Below are 17013 nucleotides of genomic sequence, written 5' to 3' on the forward strand. Positions count from 1 at the left end.
AGACAGCGTCGCAACAGGCAATCTGTGACCGCATCCCACGATGCGACCGCATCACTGCCGTTCCCGCATGGGTACGGCAGCGTACCGACTCCCGGGCTGCTCGCGTATAGGGTAGGTTGAGTTGACTGGTACGCATGCCACGACAGTTCGGATGTGTTCTCCAGCCGCATGCCCGGTACGCGCACCGAGCACACATCGACACAGGGGGAGCCTCGGCACGGCACGTCGACGAGCATCGTACATCCGTCGCGCTTCCAATGTCATCTCGTCGACAGCAATGGATACCGGAGCCGAAAGCGGGTGCTGCTCGAGGCGATGCGCAGTGTGATACGGCAATGATCCAGGCTGGGCATAGCGCGGAAACCAGCGCGCATTTCAGCCCGAAACGCTGCTCGAATCGAGAATGTTTCGGCCCGAATGACGGCGGGCGATTGCAGGCGAAGCGCGCATCGTCCCGGCTCGGAACAGAGTCCGATCGGCGCGCGCTTCGCACCGTCACGCTGGCCGGCGACGCTCGCCGGCAATTCGTGCAACGAATACCGGAGCTGATCATGACACCTGTTTCTCCCAGCAATCCACTTCCGAGCAACGGCAGCGGCGCCCGCATCATCGGTCGCGCAACCACCACAGGCGGGCCTGGTCCTGATGTCATGGCGGCTACCACGCTGACCGGCGATAACGTCTTGTCATCCGATGGCAAGGAGATCGGGAAGGTCGTAGACATCATGCTAGACGTTGGCAGCGGCCGGATCGCGTACGCCGTGCTGTCGTGTGGCGGTTTCCTCGGGATAGGCGACAAACTTTTCGCGGTGCCGTGGAGCGCGTTCACCCTCGATACCGGCAAGAAATGCTTCCGGCTCGACGTAACAGAAGAACGGATGAAGAGCGCATCCGGATTCGACAAGGACCATTGGCCTGCGGTGGCGGATTCGCAATGGGGCGGGGCGCTTCATTCGGGTAATACGCCGCCGATGTAGCGGCACGTCAGGAGGAGGCTCTGCCGGCATTCCGCCACGCACGCGCCAGCGTGACTGCGGAATGCGGTGAGCGATTGCTGCTTTTCAGATTCTGCCGTATCGCGTGCATCGCTCGATGCGCTCATCGCGACGGGCGGCAGGTCATCCATCCAGCAGCTGTGACCGGAGCATTCGCAATGAACAAGGATCAAGTCAAGGGCGTCGCGGAGAAGGCAAAGGGCAAGGTCAACGAGGAAATTGGCCGAGCCACTGGCGACACGAAGCAGGAAGTCAAAGGCGATGCCCAGCAAGCAGTCGGAGAAGTGCAGAAGAAGTACGGCGACGCCAAGGAAGCGATCAGGCAGCAGGCGAAGCAAGCGAAGAAGACGCATTGATCGCTGTGTCGGCCGCGACAGATGGATGCCGCGATACTGCGGCATCCATCGCCGCACAATCGCCGCAGTCGGGCGTTACCTCGTATCGCGGATTGCAGGACAGAACGTAGAGGCGCGGATTCTGCGCAGGTTTTTCACCCAATGTATTGGCGCCGGGCATGCCCGTGCGCGCCGCGACGCGCGGCGACATCCGCCAGCCGCGTCGACGAAAGAAATGTCTCGCGTGCGATCAGCCTAACGCGCATGCCGTCGCGAGCCGGAGCAAATCGATGAGTGCATCTGCCGGAAGCCCAACCAGCCACGCGCTACGCAAGGTGGCGCTGATGGCGTCGATGCTGATGGCGTGCAGCCTGCCATGCCTGGGAGGGACGCCTGTGGACGGTGCGGACGACGCGGCCAACTTGCGAGAGGCTTACCGGCAACTGATTCCCCGGCTCGATCACAACCAGTTCGAGCGCCCGTTGTATCTCGACTCGGAGGAATCGTCTTCCACGCTCAAGGGTGAGGTCTACGCGGTGATGGCCTACCCGTTCGCGACCGTCAACGGCGCGTTCAATGACCCTTCGCGAGGCCCGTTGAACTGGTGCGACGCATTAATCCTGCACCCCAATATCAAGTATTGCCGTACTGCCGGCGGCGGCGGCAATACGCTGATCGTGAACGTCAGCAAGAAGGAAGTTGCCGAGGAGCTCAGCACGACTTACCAGGTGCAATTCGAATACGACGCGGCGACCACCGGCCCGGGATACCTGCAGGTCAAGCTCCATGCGGACCGGGGACCATTGAATACCCGCGATTATCGGATTGCGCTGGAAGCGGTGGCGCTTGGCGACAATCGCACGTTTCTGCATCTGACCTATGCCTATAGTTACGGCGTGATCGGGCGTCTTGCGATGAAAACCTATCTGGCCGCCTTCGGTCGCGGCAAGGTTGGCTTCACCAACATCGCCGATCCGTCCGCGGCTCAGGCGGAATACATCGGCGGGATGCGCGGCCTCATGGAGCGCAACACGATGCGCTACTACCTGGCCATCGATGCGTATCTCGGCGCGCTGTCCAGCCCGCCCGACAAGCGACTCGAGCAACGCCTGACCGACTGGTTCGACGCCAGCGAGCGATATCCGCGACAACTGCATGAAATGGATCGGCAACAGTACATGCAGATGAAATATGACGAATACTTGCGGCAGCAGACCGAGCAGTAGCGCTGGGGATGAGCCTGCGAGATACGCGCGCGCCGGCGCCGGCGCACTGCGATTCGTCATGGAAGTCGTTCCGCAAATCGGAGGTTGGCGGTGCGGTTCGGCTTCGAGTGATCGGACGCACGTTCGGATCAAGCGCCGGGGTCCATGTGGCCAGAGCGCGCAGGAAGACTCGGGATGCGACCCGTTACATCGCTTACGGTCGGGCCGTCGTCACCGAAACGGAGCGCCACCATGAATGCAATCACACGGGTTCTATCCGCCGCGCTTGTCGCCGCGGCATCAGCCTCGCTGTTGTCGGATCGCAAGACGGTCGGCATGCACCTGCGCGACAAGATCGGCAGAAAGATCGCGGATTGGAGCGTGCCTGTCCAATCGGGGCACGTGGTACGGGTGACGAGCACGGCGGACCTATCAGGTTCGCGCAAACTGCCATGAGAAAAATCATCCTCAATGCACTGGCCGCATTCTTTGCGGGCGGAGTCTGGCTCGCCCCCGCGCCGAGCCACGCGTATGCGCTAGACGCGCAGTTCGACTGTAAAACCAACGCGCACGCGTTCATCGTGCGCCTGTTCAATCACGGCTATATCGATCGCGATCCGATGCGGGTCGAACAGAATTCGATCAACGCATTCCGGCCTACCAGTGACGCCGCGCTCACGGTGTTCGGCTTCAGCGTCTATGCCGTATTCGCCTATGAGCAGTATGACGCGCTGTTCAGGCAAGGAAGCGGCCACCCTCTGCCGGGCTCGATTTACGGCGTCGTCGTCAAGGCGCCGATCGATTCGGTCGAAGAGCATTCTCGGCTTGCGGGCAGCAAGGCCGTCGCGCATCAGGTCATTCCATTTATTCTCACAGCCATCGTCTGCGCAAGGCCCTGAGACTGGCGCTGCACAAGCCGCGCTAACGGTGCTTGATGTCACGTGGGGAAACCCTTGACGGCGATTTCATGGAGCACCCGTTCGTCACGCGCGGGTTCGCCGCAACCGCGCCGAACCTTTAGATCGCAAACTCGGACATCGTCGTCGAGCGAAACGCGCACCAGAAGACGCCGGTAGGTCGTGGGACGGTACGATCGACAGCGTCAACGACGTGCGATCTGTCCACGAGAGATGGTTCACCGAGATCTGGTTGCCAGTGTCAATGCTCGAGTCCCAGACGGCGCGTCATGGAGCCACATGGTTCGCATTCCTCTTCGATTTTACATAAGCTAAACTAGCGACTTTTTAGGGTCGCAAGAAAATTCTGCATCGAGCAAGCTCCTTGTTGAAGCACGCCACCTGGTCTCAACGACGACTGCTCGCGCAGCTTGAGCGCCTCGGCTCGTTTTCGTTCCGACACCATTCTTAGGCGATCGACACCTGCAGCCGCCATCCCGACTTTCCCCGTAGCACCTCATTTTTTACCTCGCTACGCTGGGCCGCTTTCGTCATCGATGCGGAGTGGCTGATGGACCACTGGCGATTGGCATATCTCGGGATCCGGCAGGTGCCGCGCGAGCTGAGCGAGTTCGAGCTCGCCACATTCTTCACGTTTTCCAAGCGGGAGCGTGTTGCCATTGATTCAAGACGCACCGATCTCTTTCGGCTTGCGGTCGCGTTGCACATCGGTTTTCTGCGCATGACCGGCCGGCCGCTCGGCTCGTACAAGCAGATTCCCACGGTTCTATGGCGACATCTTGGCCGACAACTGAATGTAAAGCCGCCAGACCTCGGCACGTTACGTTCACTTTACGATGGCAACCTCAAGACCTTATCCGACCACCAGCGATTTGCTCGGGACACCATCAATTTTCGCTCCATCGCGGAACATCAACGTCGGTATGTCATCCGTTGGCTCAAAGAACAGCTTACCGGCCGCCCGGAACGCGGCCAGTTGACGAACGATCTCAAACGTTGGTTCTACGACCATCGCATCGTGATACCACCGGAACGCATGCTCAGGCAGTTTGTCGTCCAGGCCGTACGCGACATCGAGGGGCAACTGCACGGCGCGCTCGAGCATGTTGTCGGTATAGAAAAACTCGAGAGTTGGGCGAGAATTCTGGCACTGCCCCATGGCGAACATTCAAGTCTCCAGCGATGGCTGTGGGCCGTCCCGTTGCGTAACTCGACCCATCAGATGAGCGAGATCCTCGACAAAGTCAATTTGCTCACGATGCACGAGGTGGCAACGCGTTGGCCGGTTGAATGCAACGATGCCATGGTGCGCCACTACGCCCGCCGGTGTGCAAGTCGCCCGCCATCAATCAGCAAGCGAATCGAACCCCAAAACCGACGAATCGAAGCCGCCTGTTTCATGCGGTATTCCCTCTGTATTGCGACTGATCAGGTACTCGAGATGCTCCGGCGGTGGGTACTGAAGGTTGTCAACGACACGTCACGCGAAGTGGATGCGATGCGGATGAAGGCCGCGGATCAACTCCGCGAGTTCGCGCTTGCCGTCAAAGCACTCGCCAATGATGAAACCCTCTCGCGCGAACAGCTCGGTGAGAGGCTTTGTCTGCTTGCAGATGATGTTTTGCAACCGCATCCCACCAGCCGTCGGAGCCAGATCCGGCAGTGCCTGGTCCGAAAGCGGTACTACGCCCGTAACCTTTTGAATCGGATCGTGCAGCTGCCGTTCGAGGCCGAGGGTGCTCATCCTGTAATCGATGCCCTCTCGTTGTTACGTGTGCTATATCGACGCCGCGCTTATCTTCTGCCCGACGGAGTCAATATCAGGCTTGGGCGGGCGTGGCGCGAGGCGATCGATGGCTACGATCGGCTGCGGGCCATGATTGCCTTCGAGTGGGCCACCCTCTTTGCGCTCCGCGTCGCCCTGCGCAACGGCTCGGTTTTCATCAACCACAGCTTCTCGTTCAGAAGTCAGTCGCATATGCTGATCTCGGCCGAGCAGTGGAAGGCAAAGCGTAACAATCACTATGGACACCTCGGCCTGCCCCAAGACCCGAACGAATTTCTCGGACCAATCCTTGAACAGCTCGAACAGCGCCTCGCATCACTCGATGATGCCGTGGTCAATGGTTCGATCCGGGTTGACACTGCCGTCCACCTCGACCCGATTGCTGCGCAGGATCCAGACGCAGAAGCCGATCAACTTCGCCGTCAGATCTTCGAAGCTCATCCGCCAGGCCAATTTCCTGAGATCATCCTCGAGATCGATAGTGCGACACGCTTCAGTTGGATCCTGCTTGGACGCGAGCCGCGGTCACGCACCGAGTTACTGATTGTGTATTCGGCGATACTGGCTCACGGCACCTCGCTGACGGCAGCTGATATTTCTCGGATGGTCCCGGAAGTGTCAACTGAGGCGATTCGCCAAATGATGAAGCGTCTCGCGGACGAACGAATGCTGCGTACAGCGGCCGACGCCGTCCTTGAATTCATGCACGAACACCCGATCGCCGCCCACTGGGGGCGAGCCGATCTAGCGTCGTCCGACATGATGTCGCTGGAGACAACCCGGACGATTTGGCGAGCGCGTGCGGATCCACGTCGCCGGACTGCATCCATCGGGATGTACACGCATGTGCTGGATCGTTGGGGCATTTTCTACTACCAGCCCATCATCCTGAATGAGCGACAAGCAGGCGCAGCAATCGAGGGCGTCGTCCGGCAAAGCGCAACCAAGGACATCGCTCAACTCGCCGTCGATACGCACGGTTACACCGATTTCGCGATGGGCGTGTCCCGGGCACTTGGCTTTGATTTATGCCCTCGCCTGTCACACCTTCGTGACCGACGTCTGCACGTGCCTCGCAGTCAGGTGGTGCCGGCGCGGCTCGCAGGGGTCACGGATCGGGACGTCCGACTCGGTCTCATCGTTGACATGTGGGACGAGTTCGTGAGGATCGCCGCATCGATTCGCTCTGGCCAATGCACGGCTATCGAAGCGATTGCCAGATTCGGATCAGCTGCTCGAGGGCAGGCTGTGTACGATGGCGGCGTTCACATCGGCCGCTTATTCCGAAGTATTTTTTTGATCGACTACTTCACAAATGCCTCTTTCCGGTCGGAGTTGCAACATGCCCTGAATCGGGGAGAAGCGGTGCATACCGTGCAACGCGCAATTCACATCGGTCGCATTCCGGTGGAGCTAGCTCGGCGCCAAGAATCGCTCGCGGCAGTGTCATCGGCGTTGACCCTGCTCTCGAACATCTTGATGGCCTGGAACACCACCCACATGCAACGAGCCCTGGAGAACATCGAAGCTAGTCGGAGGCAGCCGATCGCGACCGAGCAACTCCGGCGAATCGCCCCAACTCATATCGAAGGCATCAACTTGCGCGGCACCTTCAATTTTCCCGTGTCACTGTACGCAAAGCGGATCTTGCCGAGCATCGCTGCCGACAACCCCATTCCGTCAACCAGTCGGAGCGCCTAACGACGGGGTGAACTGGCGCCGCCGGTGAAGGGACCTCTCATCTTCGATTCACCTCGTCCGGAGACACCCCCTGCTTCGATAGCGGAGGGTAGACACTAAGCCATTGTTTTATCGGAATTAATATTTAGGGCCGCAAGGCAAGGCCTTGCCAGGCCTAAAGGCGTCTAACCGGAAAAGCGCACGGAAATCAAGACCACCCCTGGCGGTGTTCGACGAATCAGCGCGTCATCATGGGCTCTCACCGAGCCGTGCGCGTCGCCCGTAGAACGACACGATGCGCTATACCGGAACACGCGCCGTCGCCTCCGCCCGCGTCGCCAGATCGGCATCGGCCGGCGGTGCGATCAGGGCCGCCAGCGTGTCGTGATCGATCGACTCCTGTTCCAGCAAACATCGTGCAATCCGCTCGAGCGCGTCACGCTGCTTGCCGAGCGTCGACGCGACGCGCGCATGCGCATCGGCGAGCAGCGCGCGCACCTCGTCGTCGATCATCTGCGCCGTATGTTCGCTGCAACGCCCGTTACCCGGCATCCACAAGCCCGGCGGGCCGGCCTGTGGCGTGCCGTCGTCGAACGTCGACAGGCCGATCTTTTCGCTCATCCCGTACTGCATGATCATGTGGCGCACCATTGCGGTCGCACGCTCGAGATCGTTCTGCGCGCCCGTCGACACATCGCCGAACACGAGTTCTTCCGCGACGCGGCCACCGAGCAGCACGTCGAGTCGGTCGAGCAGCTCGCTCCTGCGCAGCACGTAGCGGTCCTCGGTCGGCACCTGCTGCGTATAGCCGAGCGTCGCGACGCCGCGCGGAATGATGGATACCTTCTTCACGGGATCGCAGTGCGCGCGGCTTTGCGCCACGAGCGCATGCCCGGATTCGTGATACGCGATGATCCGCTTCTCCTGCTCGTTCATCACGCGGCTCTTGCGTTCGATGCCGGTCATCGCGCGGTCGATCGCCTCGTCGAAATCGGCCATGCCGATCGCCGGCTTGCCGAGTTCGGCCGCGTGCAGCGCGGCCTCGTTGACCACGTTCGCGAGATCCGCGCCGACGAAACCGGGCGTGCGCGACGCCAGTTCGGCGAGATCGACCTCCGGTGCAAGCTTCACGCGTTTCGTATGCACGGCGAGGATCTGTTTTCGTCCGGTCAGGTCCGGCCGGTCGATCGCGATGTGACGGTCGAAGCGGCCCGGCCGCAGCAGCGCCGGGTCGAGGATCTCGGGCCGGTTGGTCGCGGCCATGATGATCACGCCGGAATTCGCCTGGAAGCCGTCCATCTCGACGAGCAGCTGGTTCAGCGTCTGCTCGCGCTCGTCGTTCCCCGACATCGCGCCGACGCCGCGTACCTTGCCGAGCGCATCGAGTTCGTCGATGAACACGATGCACGGCGCCTTCTGCTGCGCCTGTGCGAACAGATCGCGCACGCGCGCGGCGCCAACGCCGACGAACATCTCGACGAACGCCGAGCCGCTGATCGAAAAGAACGGCACAGCCGCCTCGCCGGCCACCGCGCGCGCCAGCAGCGTCTTGCCGGTTCCAGGCGATCCGACGATCAAGACTCCCTTCGGGATCTTGCCGCCGAGCCGCTGATAGCGTTCGGGTTCACGCAGGAACGCGACGATCTGCTGCAGTTCGGCCTTCGCCTCGTCGATGCCTGCGATATCGTCGAACGTGATGCCCGTTTCCTGTTGCACGTAGACCCGGGCCTGACTCTTGCCCATGCCGCTCAGGTCCCGCACCCCGCCCGGCCTGCGCATCATGATGTTCCAGATCAACACGAAGGCGATCACGGGCAGTGCCCATGACACGAGCGTACCGATCCAGCCGGCCTCCGGCATGCCGCGGTAGCGAATGCCGGAAGCCGTCAATGCGTCGACCAGATGGTCGTCGGTCACGCGATGGGTTGTGAAGCGCCATGGCGGTCCGGCTTTTTTCACCGCGACGGCATCCGCTGCCGGCAGCATCGCCCCGGCCTCCGGCATGCGCAACGCGCCGGAAACCGACGACTGGTCGATCTCCAGATCGTCGACGAGCTTCGCTTCGACGAGCCGGTGGAAATCGCTGTAGCCGATCGACGTCGTCGGCTGACGCGACATCAGCAGTTGGGCCGCGACCAGCGCGACGAAGCCGATCACGATCACCAGCCCGGGGTAGTCGATGGGGCGTTTCATCGCATGGAGCCGGAGGATTAACGCGGAGAACCGCGCGGGTCAGGCGACGGTCAACTGATCGACGACTTCCCGGACGCCCTTGACCGACCATGCCGCGCCGCACACGGCGCGACGCTCCGCCAGCGACGCGACCTTGCCCGTCAGCGTGACGGTGCCGTCGATCGCGTCGACCGAAATGGCCGCGGATTCGCGCCGCGCGCGTCGCGCAAGTGCTTCGGCGATCCGGGCGCCGACGTCGGGCACCGTATGGTCGGCGCGCACCTGGATGCGATTCGCGACACCCACGACGCCGATCATCCGGCTCACCAGCCGCTCCGCCGCGTGGCGTTGATACGCATGATCCACTTCGCCGTCGAGCGTCACGCAGCCGTGATCGACCTCGACCTGGATCGCCAGATCGCGCAGCGCTTCCTGCCAGCCGAGCGCGAAGGTGATCGCGATGGCCAGTTCGCGATCCGCACAGGCGGCCTGGGACGACTTTTCAACGTCCAGTTCGAGCACCAGCGCGCGTGCGCCCTCGACATGCTGCGCGATCTTCTGCGCTTCGAGTTTCTGGGCCCAGCCGGCCACCGTGCCGCGCAACGTGACGATGCGGTCGCGCACCTCGACGTCGATCCGCCTCGCATCGATCGCCGGATTCCAGAAAAGCGCCTGCTCGACATCCTGCTTCAGCGCTGCATCGGATTTCATGTCGGTCTCCCGTCGGTCATGACGACAGCCAGTCTTGCCGTCGCACGCATGCCGTTCCCGATCAGCATCGCTCAGCGCGGTGCCGGCGGCTTGACGAGGATCAACCGGCGACGGGCTTGCGGAGGGCCGGCCGCCTTTGCGGCGGCCGGATTTGTCCATTGATACAGATCAACCGCGCCGGCGCCTGCGCCGCGATCATGACACCAGACCTTGCGCGAGCCTTGGCGACGTGGCCGGAGGCCGCTTCCCGGGAGACCGTCATGATTCGAAAGCAATACCGGATCGTTCTTGCGACGCTCTGCGTGTTCATCACGCTCGCTTCGCTCGCCGGCGTGGTGCACGCGCTGCTGTTCGACGACGGGCGGATCTTTCGCTATGCGATCGTCACGCTGATCTCGAGCATCCTCGCATTCGTCGCGCTGCTGAATCCCACCGTCCACGACCGGCCGTGACGCTTCCGGCCCCGCGGCATTCGACACCATGAACGGCATCCTCCGGCTCGCCTTCAAGCTGCTCGTCAACGACAGCGCGAAATTCACCGCGCTGACCGTCGGTATCACGTTTTCGGTGCTGCTGATGATCGAGATGACGTCGCTGTTCGCCGGCATCCTGAACAAGTCGTCGGCGGCCGTCATCAACATCGGCGCCAAGATGTGGGTGATGGACCCGGCCGTTCAGACGATCGCGAGCAGCATCGGCATGCCCGACTACGTGCTCGACGCGGTGCGCAGCATCGACGGCGTCAAGTATGCGGTGCCGCTCTACTCCGGCGCGGCGCTCGTCAAGCTGCGCTCCGGCGCTTACCAGGCGGTGACGGTGATCGGCCTCGACGACGCGAGCCTGCTGGGCCGCCCGACGATGCTGAAGGGCCGGATCGAGGACATCTACGCGGAGAACGGCTTCATCGCGATCCAGGATCCGGAGTTTCCCAAGCTCGAGAATCCGTCGATCGGCACCGATTTCGAACTGAACGACCATCGCGGCGTGATCGTCGGCATCGCGAAGGTCACGGCGAGCGGGCTATTCGGCACACCGACGCTCTACACGACCTATGCGCGCGCAATCCAGTACATTCCGTCGCCGCGTTTCACGACGTCCTACATCCTCGTCGAGCCGAAATCGGATGCGGACATCGCACACATCAAGGCGGTCGTCCACTCGCTCGGCTACCTCGCGTACACCCGCGACGAATTCATCGCGCAGATCGCCCGTTTCTACAAATACAAGACGGGCCTCGGCACCAACATCATGCTGATGACGATCATCAGCTTCATCATCGGGCTGTCGATTTCGGGCCAGACCTTCTACGCGTTCATCCTCGAGAACCTGGACAAATTCGGCGCGCTGAAGGCAATCGGCGCGAAGAGCCGCGAACTCGTCGTGATGATCCTGTTCCAGGCGACCTTCACGGCGCTCACCGGCTACGGGATCGGGGTCGGCCTGTGCGTGCTGATGATCAGCCTCGCGAAGCTGCAGATTCCCGACTATGCGGCGCTGGTCACATACGGCAACCTGGCGCTCGCGTTCGGCATGGTGGTCGTGATCGCGACGATCTCGAGCTACCTCGGCGTGCGGCGCGTGCTGCGCATCGAGCCGTTCGACATCTTCCGGGGCTGACGATGACAGGCATCGCGATCGACGCGCGCGGCGTCAGCAAGTGGTTCGGCGAAGGCGACGCGCGCACGCAGGCGCTGCGCGAGGTGTCGATGCAGGCGCGCTTCGGCGAAATGCTGCTGATCGTCGGGCCGTCCGGCAGCGGCAAGACGACACTGCTCAGCGTGATCTCCGGAATCCTGCGGCCGGAAGGCGGCTCGGTATCGATCGACGGAGTCGATCTGTGGGCGCAGCCGAACGACGCGATCGCCGATTTCCGGCTGAACCGGATCGGCTTCGTGTTCCAGGACTATCACCTGTTTCCGAAGCTCACGACGGCGGAGAACGTCGCGATCCCGCTGATTCTGAAACGCCGGCCGTGGGATGAAGCCATCAAGGAAGCGCTCGGCTATCTCGACATCGTCGGGCTGAAAAATCGCGCGCAACTGCCGCCCGTCAAGCTGTCCGGCGGCGAACAGCAACGCGTCGCGATCGCGCGGGCGATCGTCAGCCAGCCCGACCTGCTGATTCTCGACGAGCCGACCGCATCGCTCGACGGCGACACCGGGCGCATGATCATCGACTTCGTCAAGCACAAGGTGCTGAACGACACGCGCTGCATCGTGATCGTCACGCACGACGCCCGGATCTTCGAGTACGCGGATCGCATCCTGCGGATGGAAGACGGCAAGCTGAACGGCATCGACCGCGGAGGCGCGCAATGAAGCACAAGTTCGTGTTCGCGGCGGCCCTGCTCGGCTTTCTCGCGAGCATCGGCGCCGCCTGGCTGTACGGCCGCCAGGAACCGCCGCAGCCGCCGGTGTTCAACCCGGCCGCGAATCCGTATGCGCGCGGCGTCTACGCGAACGGCATCGTCGAAAGCGAGCAGCCTGCGGGCGCGAACGTGAACGTGTATCCGGACGTATCGGGCGCCGTGACACGCGTGATGGTGCATGACGGCGATCCGGTGAAGGCTGGCGATCCGCTGCTGACGATCGACGACTCGGTGCAGCGCGCGACCGCCGCGCAGCTCGCCGCGCAGGCCGACGCGGCCGCCGCGCTGCTCGACGAACTGAGGGCGCAACCGCGCCGCGAAGTGCTCGACGTCGCCAGCGCCCAGACGACGGCCGCCCAGGCCAGCCTCAAGCTTGCGCAGGACCAGTACGACAAACAGCGCCACGCCTATGACATCGATCCGAAAGCGGTCAGCCGCGACGCGCTCGACACCGCCGCGAACGGCGTGCGCGTCGCGACCGCGAACCTCGATGTCGTCACGCGTCAGTTTCGCCTGACGAAAGCCGGTGCGTGGCGCTACGACGTGCGCAACCAGGAAGCGCAGGTCGTCGCGCTGCGGCGCGCCGCGGATGCGGCCGCCGCGCTGCTCGCGCGCTACACATTGCGTGCGCCGTCCGACGGCATGGTGCTCGCGATGAACGCGGCAGTGGGCGCCTACCTGACGTCGCAAGGGCTTTACGACACCTACGCGCAGGGCAATTCGCCCGTCATCGTTCTCGGTACGCCGGGCGACCGCCTGCAGGTGCGCTGCTATATCGACGAGATCCTGATCCACCAGTTGCCCGACCTGCACGCGCTGAAGGCGCACATGTTCGTGCGCGGCACGTCGGTCGGGGCCGATCTCCAGTTCGTGCGGGTCCAGCCGTACGTGACGCCGAAGATCGAACTGTCCGACCAGCGCACCGAACGCGTCGACGTACGCGTGCTGCCGGTCATCTTCCGTATCGTGCCGAACAAGGATGTCCGGCTGTTCCCCGGGCAGATCGTCGATGTCTACGTGGCCGGCAAATAAACGGGCGTGGCGCGCAACCGGCGCGCTCGCCGTCGCGGCGCTGCTGGCCGGATGCACGGTCGGGCCCGACTTCGTGCGCCCGCCTGCCCCGCGCGTGTCGCGTTTCATGCCGCCCGACGACGCAGGCGCCGCGGCCGGCACTTGGGCCGGCGGCGGCCAGACGCAGGCGCTGTCGGCCGGCGAACCGCTCACGCGCGACTGGTGGATGCGCTTCGGCAGCCGCGCGATCGACTCGGCCGTGGACGACGCGCTGACCGGCAGCCCGACGCTCGCGGGCGCGCAGGCGACACTGCAGCGCAGCGAGCACGCGCTGCGGGCCGGCGAAGGGATCTTTTTCCCGCAGGCGGACGCGCAGGCCGGCGCGGCGCACCAGCGCTCCGCGCCGCTGCGCACCGGACAGACGCTGCCGCCGACGATCTTCAACCTGTTCACGCTGTCCGCGACGGTCAGCTACACCCTCGACCTGTGGGGCGGCGAGCGGCGCCAGGTCGAGGCGCTGGCGGCCGATGTCGATGCGCAACGCCAGGCGCTCGCCGGCGCGTACCTGATGCTGACGGCGAACGTGGTCAATACGATGATCGCGCGCGCCGCGTATCGCGACGAGGCTGCCGCGACGCGCGAAATGATCGGCCTGCTCGACGAGCAGATCCGCCTCACACGCGCGCAGGTGACGGCGGGCGCGACCGCCTATGTCGCGGTGCTGACGCTGGAATCGCAGCGGGCGTCGCTCGAGGCGACGCTGCCCGCGCTCGAACAGAAGCGCGGGCAGGCCGACGACCTGCTCGCCCTGCTGGCGGGCCGCTACCCTGCCGACGGGACGACCGCCGAGGTGTCGCTCGACGCGATCGCGCTGCCCGCGAGCCTGCCGGACACGGCGCCGTCGTCGCTGGTGCGGCGCCGGCCGGACATCCTGCAGGCGGAAGCGCAGTTGCATGTCGCCAGCGCGCAGGTCGGCGTCGCGACAGCGGCGCTCTACCCGAACATCACGCTGTCCGCTTCGGGCGGATTCGACAGCATCGTCGCCGGCCAGTTGTTCGCGCCGGCCGGACGCGCATGGAGCGTCGGTGCGGGACTTACCGCGCCGCTGTTTCATGGCGGGACGTTGTGGAACCAGCGGCGCGCCGCACAGGACGCGTATCACGAAGCGGACGCCGCGTATCGGCAGGTCGTGCTGTCGGCGTTTTCGCAAGTCGCCGACACCCTGCGTGCGCTGGCGAACGACGCGGCGGCGCTCGATGCGCAGGCGCGCGCGATGGCGGCGGCCCGCGACGCACTGACGCTCACGCAGGCCGGCTACGACGGCGGCATCACCGGCTACATTCCGCTGCTCGTCGCCGACACGCAATACCATCAGGCGCGCGTCGCGTGGCTGCAGGCCGTTGCCCAGCGGCTGCAGGATACGGTCGCGTTCTACGTCGCGCTCGGCGGCGGCTGGGGTGAAGCGGGCTGACGCGGCGAGGCGGCGGTTCAGCCCGCGGGCGCCGCGACGTCGGGACGGTGCCACGGCGGCAGTTCGGCCCAGCCGAGCGGCGCGTACACGGTGCCGCCGGCCGCCTCGATCCGCTCGACGAACGCACCGAGTGCGATCCCGCCCGGCACGACGAGCGTCGTGCCGTCGAAGAAATCCTCGCTGCGCAGCCACGGCGCGGCCCCCTCGTTGATTTGCTCGACGCTGCAGGCATGCGCATGCAGCCCCGTCTCGGGCGTCAGCAGGCGCGGTGCGTCGAACGCGACCCGCAGCAGCTGCGCGCGCGAATCGCTGTAAGGCGGTTTCGCAAAGTCCTGATACGGAACGTCCGCCCAGCCTTGACCGCATTGCTCGTCAAGCGGCAGACAGGTGAACCACGCCCACGGGCGGCGAACGAAGCACAGCCGGTAGCCGGCCCGCGCGCCGTCCAGATTCGCGATCAACGTCATGATGGGCCTCGCCCTGAAAATCCTGTCATATCGGCACGCACCTCGCCTCGCGCGCGACGCGCGCCCGGGTTGCCGGGACGCGGCGCCGCCGTCGCACATGCAATCACTATCGTACTGCCGCCGGGCCCATGCGTTGACCGGCATCAACCCCGCGAAACGACGCGCCCCGTATGCCGCACGGCGGCCCGCCGCCATTCCTCCGTCGAATCGCCACCGTCGCGCTCACGCGCACGGACACGGACACGGTAATCCCTGACTTCCGTCAACGCGGTGGCGCGCGCACGCGCTGTAATCGGAACACCGAACTCCTCAACTTCCGGCGAGGCAACCCATGAAACTGACTTTTCTCGGCGCGACCGAAACCGTGACCGGATCGAAGTATCTGGTCGAGCACCGCAACCGGCGCGTCCTGGTCGATTGCGGCCTGTTCCAGGGCACGAAGAACCTGCGGCTGCGCAACTGGAGCCCGCTGCCGATCGCGCCCGACACCCTGGATGCGGTGGTCCTCACGCATGCGCATCTCGACCACACCGGCTACCTGCCGGTCCTGGCGCGCGACGGGTTTCGCGGCCCGGTGTACTGCACGCCGGCGACGGCCGAACTGTGCGACATCATGCTGCGCGACAGCGCGCGGCTGCAGGAGGAAGAAGCGGATTTCGCGAACCGGCACGGTTATTCGAAGCATCATCCGGCCCAGCCGCTCTACACGACCGGGGATGCGCAGCGCGCGCTGCATCTCATGAAACCCGCCGCATTCGACGAATGCGTCACGCTGGGCGAGGACCTGTCGTTCCGGCTGCTGCCCGCCGGCCACATCCTCGGCGCCGCCAGCGTCGTCATGCACTGGGATCACAAGGTACTGGCGTTCTCCGGCGATCTCGGCCGCTATCACGACCCGATCATGCAGCCGCCGACGGCGCCGGCCCATGCGGATTACCTGGTCGTCGAATCGACGTACGGCGACCGCCTGCATCCGGCATCGGACCCCGAGAGCGAGCTGGCCGCGCTGTTCGACACCACCTTCTCGCGCGGCGGCGTGGTCGTGATCCCGTGTTTCACCGTCGGCCGCGCGCAGGAGATCCTGCACTACATCGCGCGGCTGAAAGCGGCCGGCCGCATGGCGCGCGTGCCGGTGTTTCTCGACAGCCCGATGGCGACGGACGTGACGGAGATCTATCGTCACCACCTCCTCGAGCACCGGCTGACCTTGTCGGAAGCGAACGCGCTCGGCCACGCGGCGACGATGGTCCGCACGGTCGACCAGTCGAAGGCGATCGCCGAGCACCAGGGGCCGATGGTCATCATTGCGGGAAGCGGCATGGCGACGGGTGGTCGCGTGCTGCATCATCTGAGCCGCTATGCGCCCGACGCACGCAACACGATCGCGCTGGTGGGTTACCAGGCCGCGGGCACGCGCGGCGCGGCGCTGGCCGCGCACGAGCCGACGGTGAAGATTCACGGGGAGTACGTGCGCGTGCGGGCGCGGGTCGAGTCGATCGCGGCGCTGTCCGCGCATGCCGACTACGCGGAAATCCTGCAGTGGCTCGGCACGATGCAGCGCGCGCCGTTCCGGACCTTCGTCACGCACGGCGAACCGGCGGCGGCCGATGCCTTGCGGCGGCGCATCGCCGAGACCCTGCACTGGCCGTGCGAGGTGCCGACCTACGGGCAGACGGTCGATCTCGACGAAGTCGTACGCGACGACGCACGCGGACAGGCGGCGCTTTCATCCTGACGGCAACGCGCGGCGCACGAACGCCGCGCGTCCCGTCATCCGTCGCGGCGGGCGCCCGCCCCTCGCCACGATGCGCGCTGCAATCACGCCGCTTCGATGATGATCCTTCAGCGCATGCGTGTTTGCGGCGCGGCCGAACGTGTCGTTGTCACGCTCGACG

15 protein-coding genes are annotated in these 17013 nt (G+C 64.4%); 12 read left to right on the forward strand and 3 right to left on the reverse strand.

Annotated elements, in window-relative coordinates:
* Window positions 1–551 precede the first annotated feature (551 nt).
* From BDI24065_RS22670 to BDI24065_RS22695, 6 genes are all read left to right on the forward strand, one after another.
* Complete coding sequence (locus BDI24065_RS22670; RefSeq protein WP_124906028.1) at window positions 552–977, forward strand: PRC-barrel domain-containing protein; 426 nt, start codon at window positions 552–554, stop codon at window positions 975–977.
* 176 nt (window positions 978–1153) lie between these two features.
* Complete coding sequence (locus BDI24065_RS22675; RefSeq protein WP_124906022.1) at window positions 1154–1351, forward strand: CsbD family protein; 198 nt, start codon at window positions 1154–1156, stop codon at window positions 1349–1351.
* 269 nt (window positions 1352–1620) lie between these two features.
* Window positions 1621–2556 (forward strand): hypothetical protein, encoded by a 936-nt coding sequence (locus tag BDI24065_RS22680; protein WP_175033141.1) that lies wholly within the window; start codon window positions 1621–1623, stop codon window positions 2554–2556.
* A 231-nt stretch (window positions 2557–2787) separates the two neighbouring features.
* Entirely contained in the window at window positions 2788–2991 is a 204-nt protein-coding gene (locus BDI24065_RS22685; protein WP_175033142.1) for a hypothetical protein, read from the forward strand.
* Window positions 2988–3434 carry a hypothetical protein gene (locus tag BDI24065_RS22690; protein ID WP_124906032.1) on the forward strand — a complete coding sequence of 149 codons (447 nt, stop codon included), beginning with the start codon at window positions 2988–2990 and terminating at the stop codon, window positions 3432–3434. The genes BDI24065_RS22685 and BDI24065_RS22690 overlap by 4 nt, the downstream gene beginning before the upstream one ends.
* 568 nt (window positions 3435–4002) lie before the next feature.
* On the forward strand, window positions 4003–6939 hold the full coding sequence (locus BDI24065_RS22695; RefSeq protein WP_175033143.1) for a Tn3 family transposase: 2937 nt from the start codon (window positions 4003–4005) through the stop codon (window positions 6937–6939).
* A gap of 279 nt (window positions 6940–7218) precedes the next feature.
* Here the strand turns inward: BDI24065_RS22695 and ftsH are convergent, their stop codons facing one another.
* Together ftsH and BDI24065_RS22705 are read right to left on the reverse strand one after the other, a co-directional pair.
* Window positions 7219–9111 carry an ATP-dependent zinc metalloprotease FtsH gene (ftsH, locus tag BDI24065_RS22700; protein ID WP_174980282.1) on the reverse strand — a complete coding sequence of 631 codons (1893 nt, stop codon included), beginning with the start codon at window positions 9109–9111 and terminating at the stop codon, window positions 7219–7221.
* A 39-nt stretch (window positions 9112–9150) separates the two neighbouring features.
* Window positions 9151–9801, reverse strand: a complete 651-nt coding sequence (locus BDI24065_RS22705; RefSeq protein WP_174949876.1) for a BON domain-containing protein — start codon at window positions 9799–9801, stop codon at window positions 9151–9153.
* Window positions 9802–10061: 260 nt separating this feature from the next.
* On the opposite strand from BDI24065_RS22705, the gene BDI24065_RS22710 reads away from it, so the two are divergent.
* The 5 genes from BDI24065_RS22710 to BDI24065_RS22730 are packed head-to-tail and all read left to right on the forward strand — an operon-like array spanning window position 10062 to window position 14651.
* Entirely contained in the window at window positions 10062–10253 is a 192-nt protein-coding gene (locus BDI24065_RS22710; protein WP_174949877.1) for a DUF2964 family protein, read from the forward strand.
* A gap of 28 nt (window positions 10254–10281) precedes the next feature.
* Window positions 10282–11418, forward strand: a complete 1137-nt coding sequence (locus tag BDI24065_RS22715) for an ABC transporter permease (protein ID WP_174949878.1) — start codon at window positions 10282–10284, stop codon at window positions 11416–11418.
* On the forward strand, window positions 11415–12119 hold the full coding sequence (locus tag BDI24065_RS22720; protein WP_174950177.1) for an ABC transporter ATP-binding protein: 705 nt from the start codon (window positions 11415–11417) through the stop codon (window positions 12117–12119). The genes BDI24065_RS22715 and BDI24065_RS22720 overlap by 4 nt, the downstream gene beginning before the upstream one ends.
* Window positions 12116–13201, forward strand: a complete 1086-nt coding sequence (locus tag BDI24065_RS22725; protein ID WP_175033144.1) for an HlyD family secretion protein — start codon at window positions 12116–12118, stop codon at window positions 13199–13201. Before BDI24065_RS22720 ends, BDI24065_RS22725 begins: the two co-directional genes overlap by 4 nt.
* Entirely contained in the window at window positions 13179–14651 is a 1473-nt protein-coding gene (locus BDI24065_RS22730) for an efflux transporter outer membrane subunit (protein WP_175033145.1), read from the forward strand. Before BDI24065_RS22725 ends, BDI24065_RS22730 begins: the two co-directional genes overlap by 23 nt.
* 17 nt (window positions 14652–14668) lie before the next feature.
* On the opposite strand, the gene BDI24065_RS22735 is transcribed toward BDI24065_RS22730, so the two are convergent.
* The gene (locus BDI24065_RS22735; protein ID WP_175033146.1) at window positions 14669–15118 is read right to left on the reverse strand and encodes a hypothetical protein; all 450 of its coding nucleotides are present in this window, start codon (window positions 15116–15118) and stop codon (window positions 14669–14671) included.
* Between the two features lie 331 nt (window positions 15119–15449).
* Here BDI24065_RS22735 and BDI24065_RS22740 point away from each other — a divergent pair, with 331 nt between their 5' ends.
* Window positions 15450–16853, forward strand: coding sequence for an MBL fold metallo-hydrolase RNA specificity domain-containing protein (locus tag BDI24065_RS22740; protein ID WP_175033147.1), 1404 nt, complete (start codon window positions 15450–15452; stop codon window positions 16851–16853).
* Window positions 16854–17013: the final 160 nt, after the last annotated feature.

The sequence above is a fragment of the Burkholderia lata genome (assembly GCF_902499025.1).
Taxonomy (GTDB): domain Bacteria; phylum Pseudomonadota; class Gammaproteobacteria; order Burkholderiales; family Burkholderiaceae; genus Burkholderia; species Burkholderia lata_C.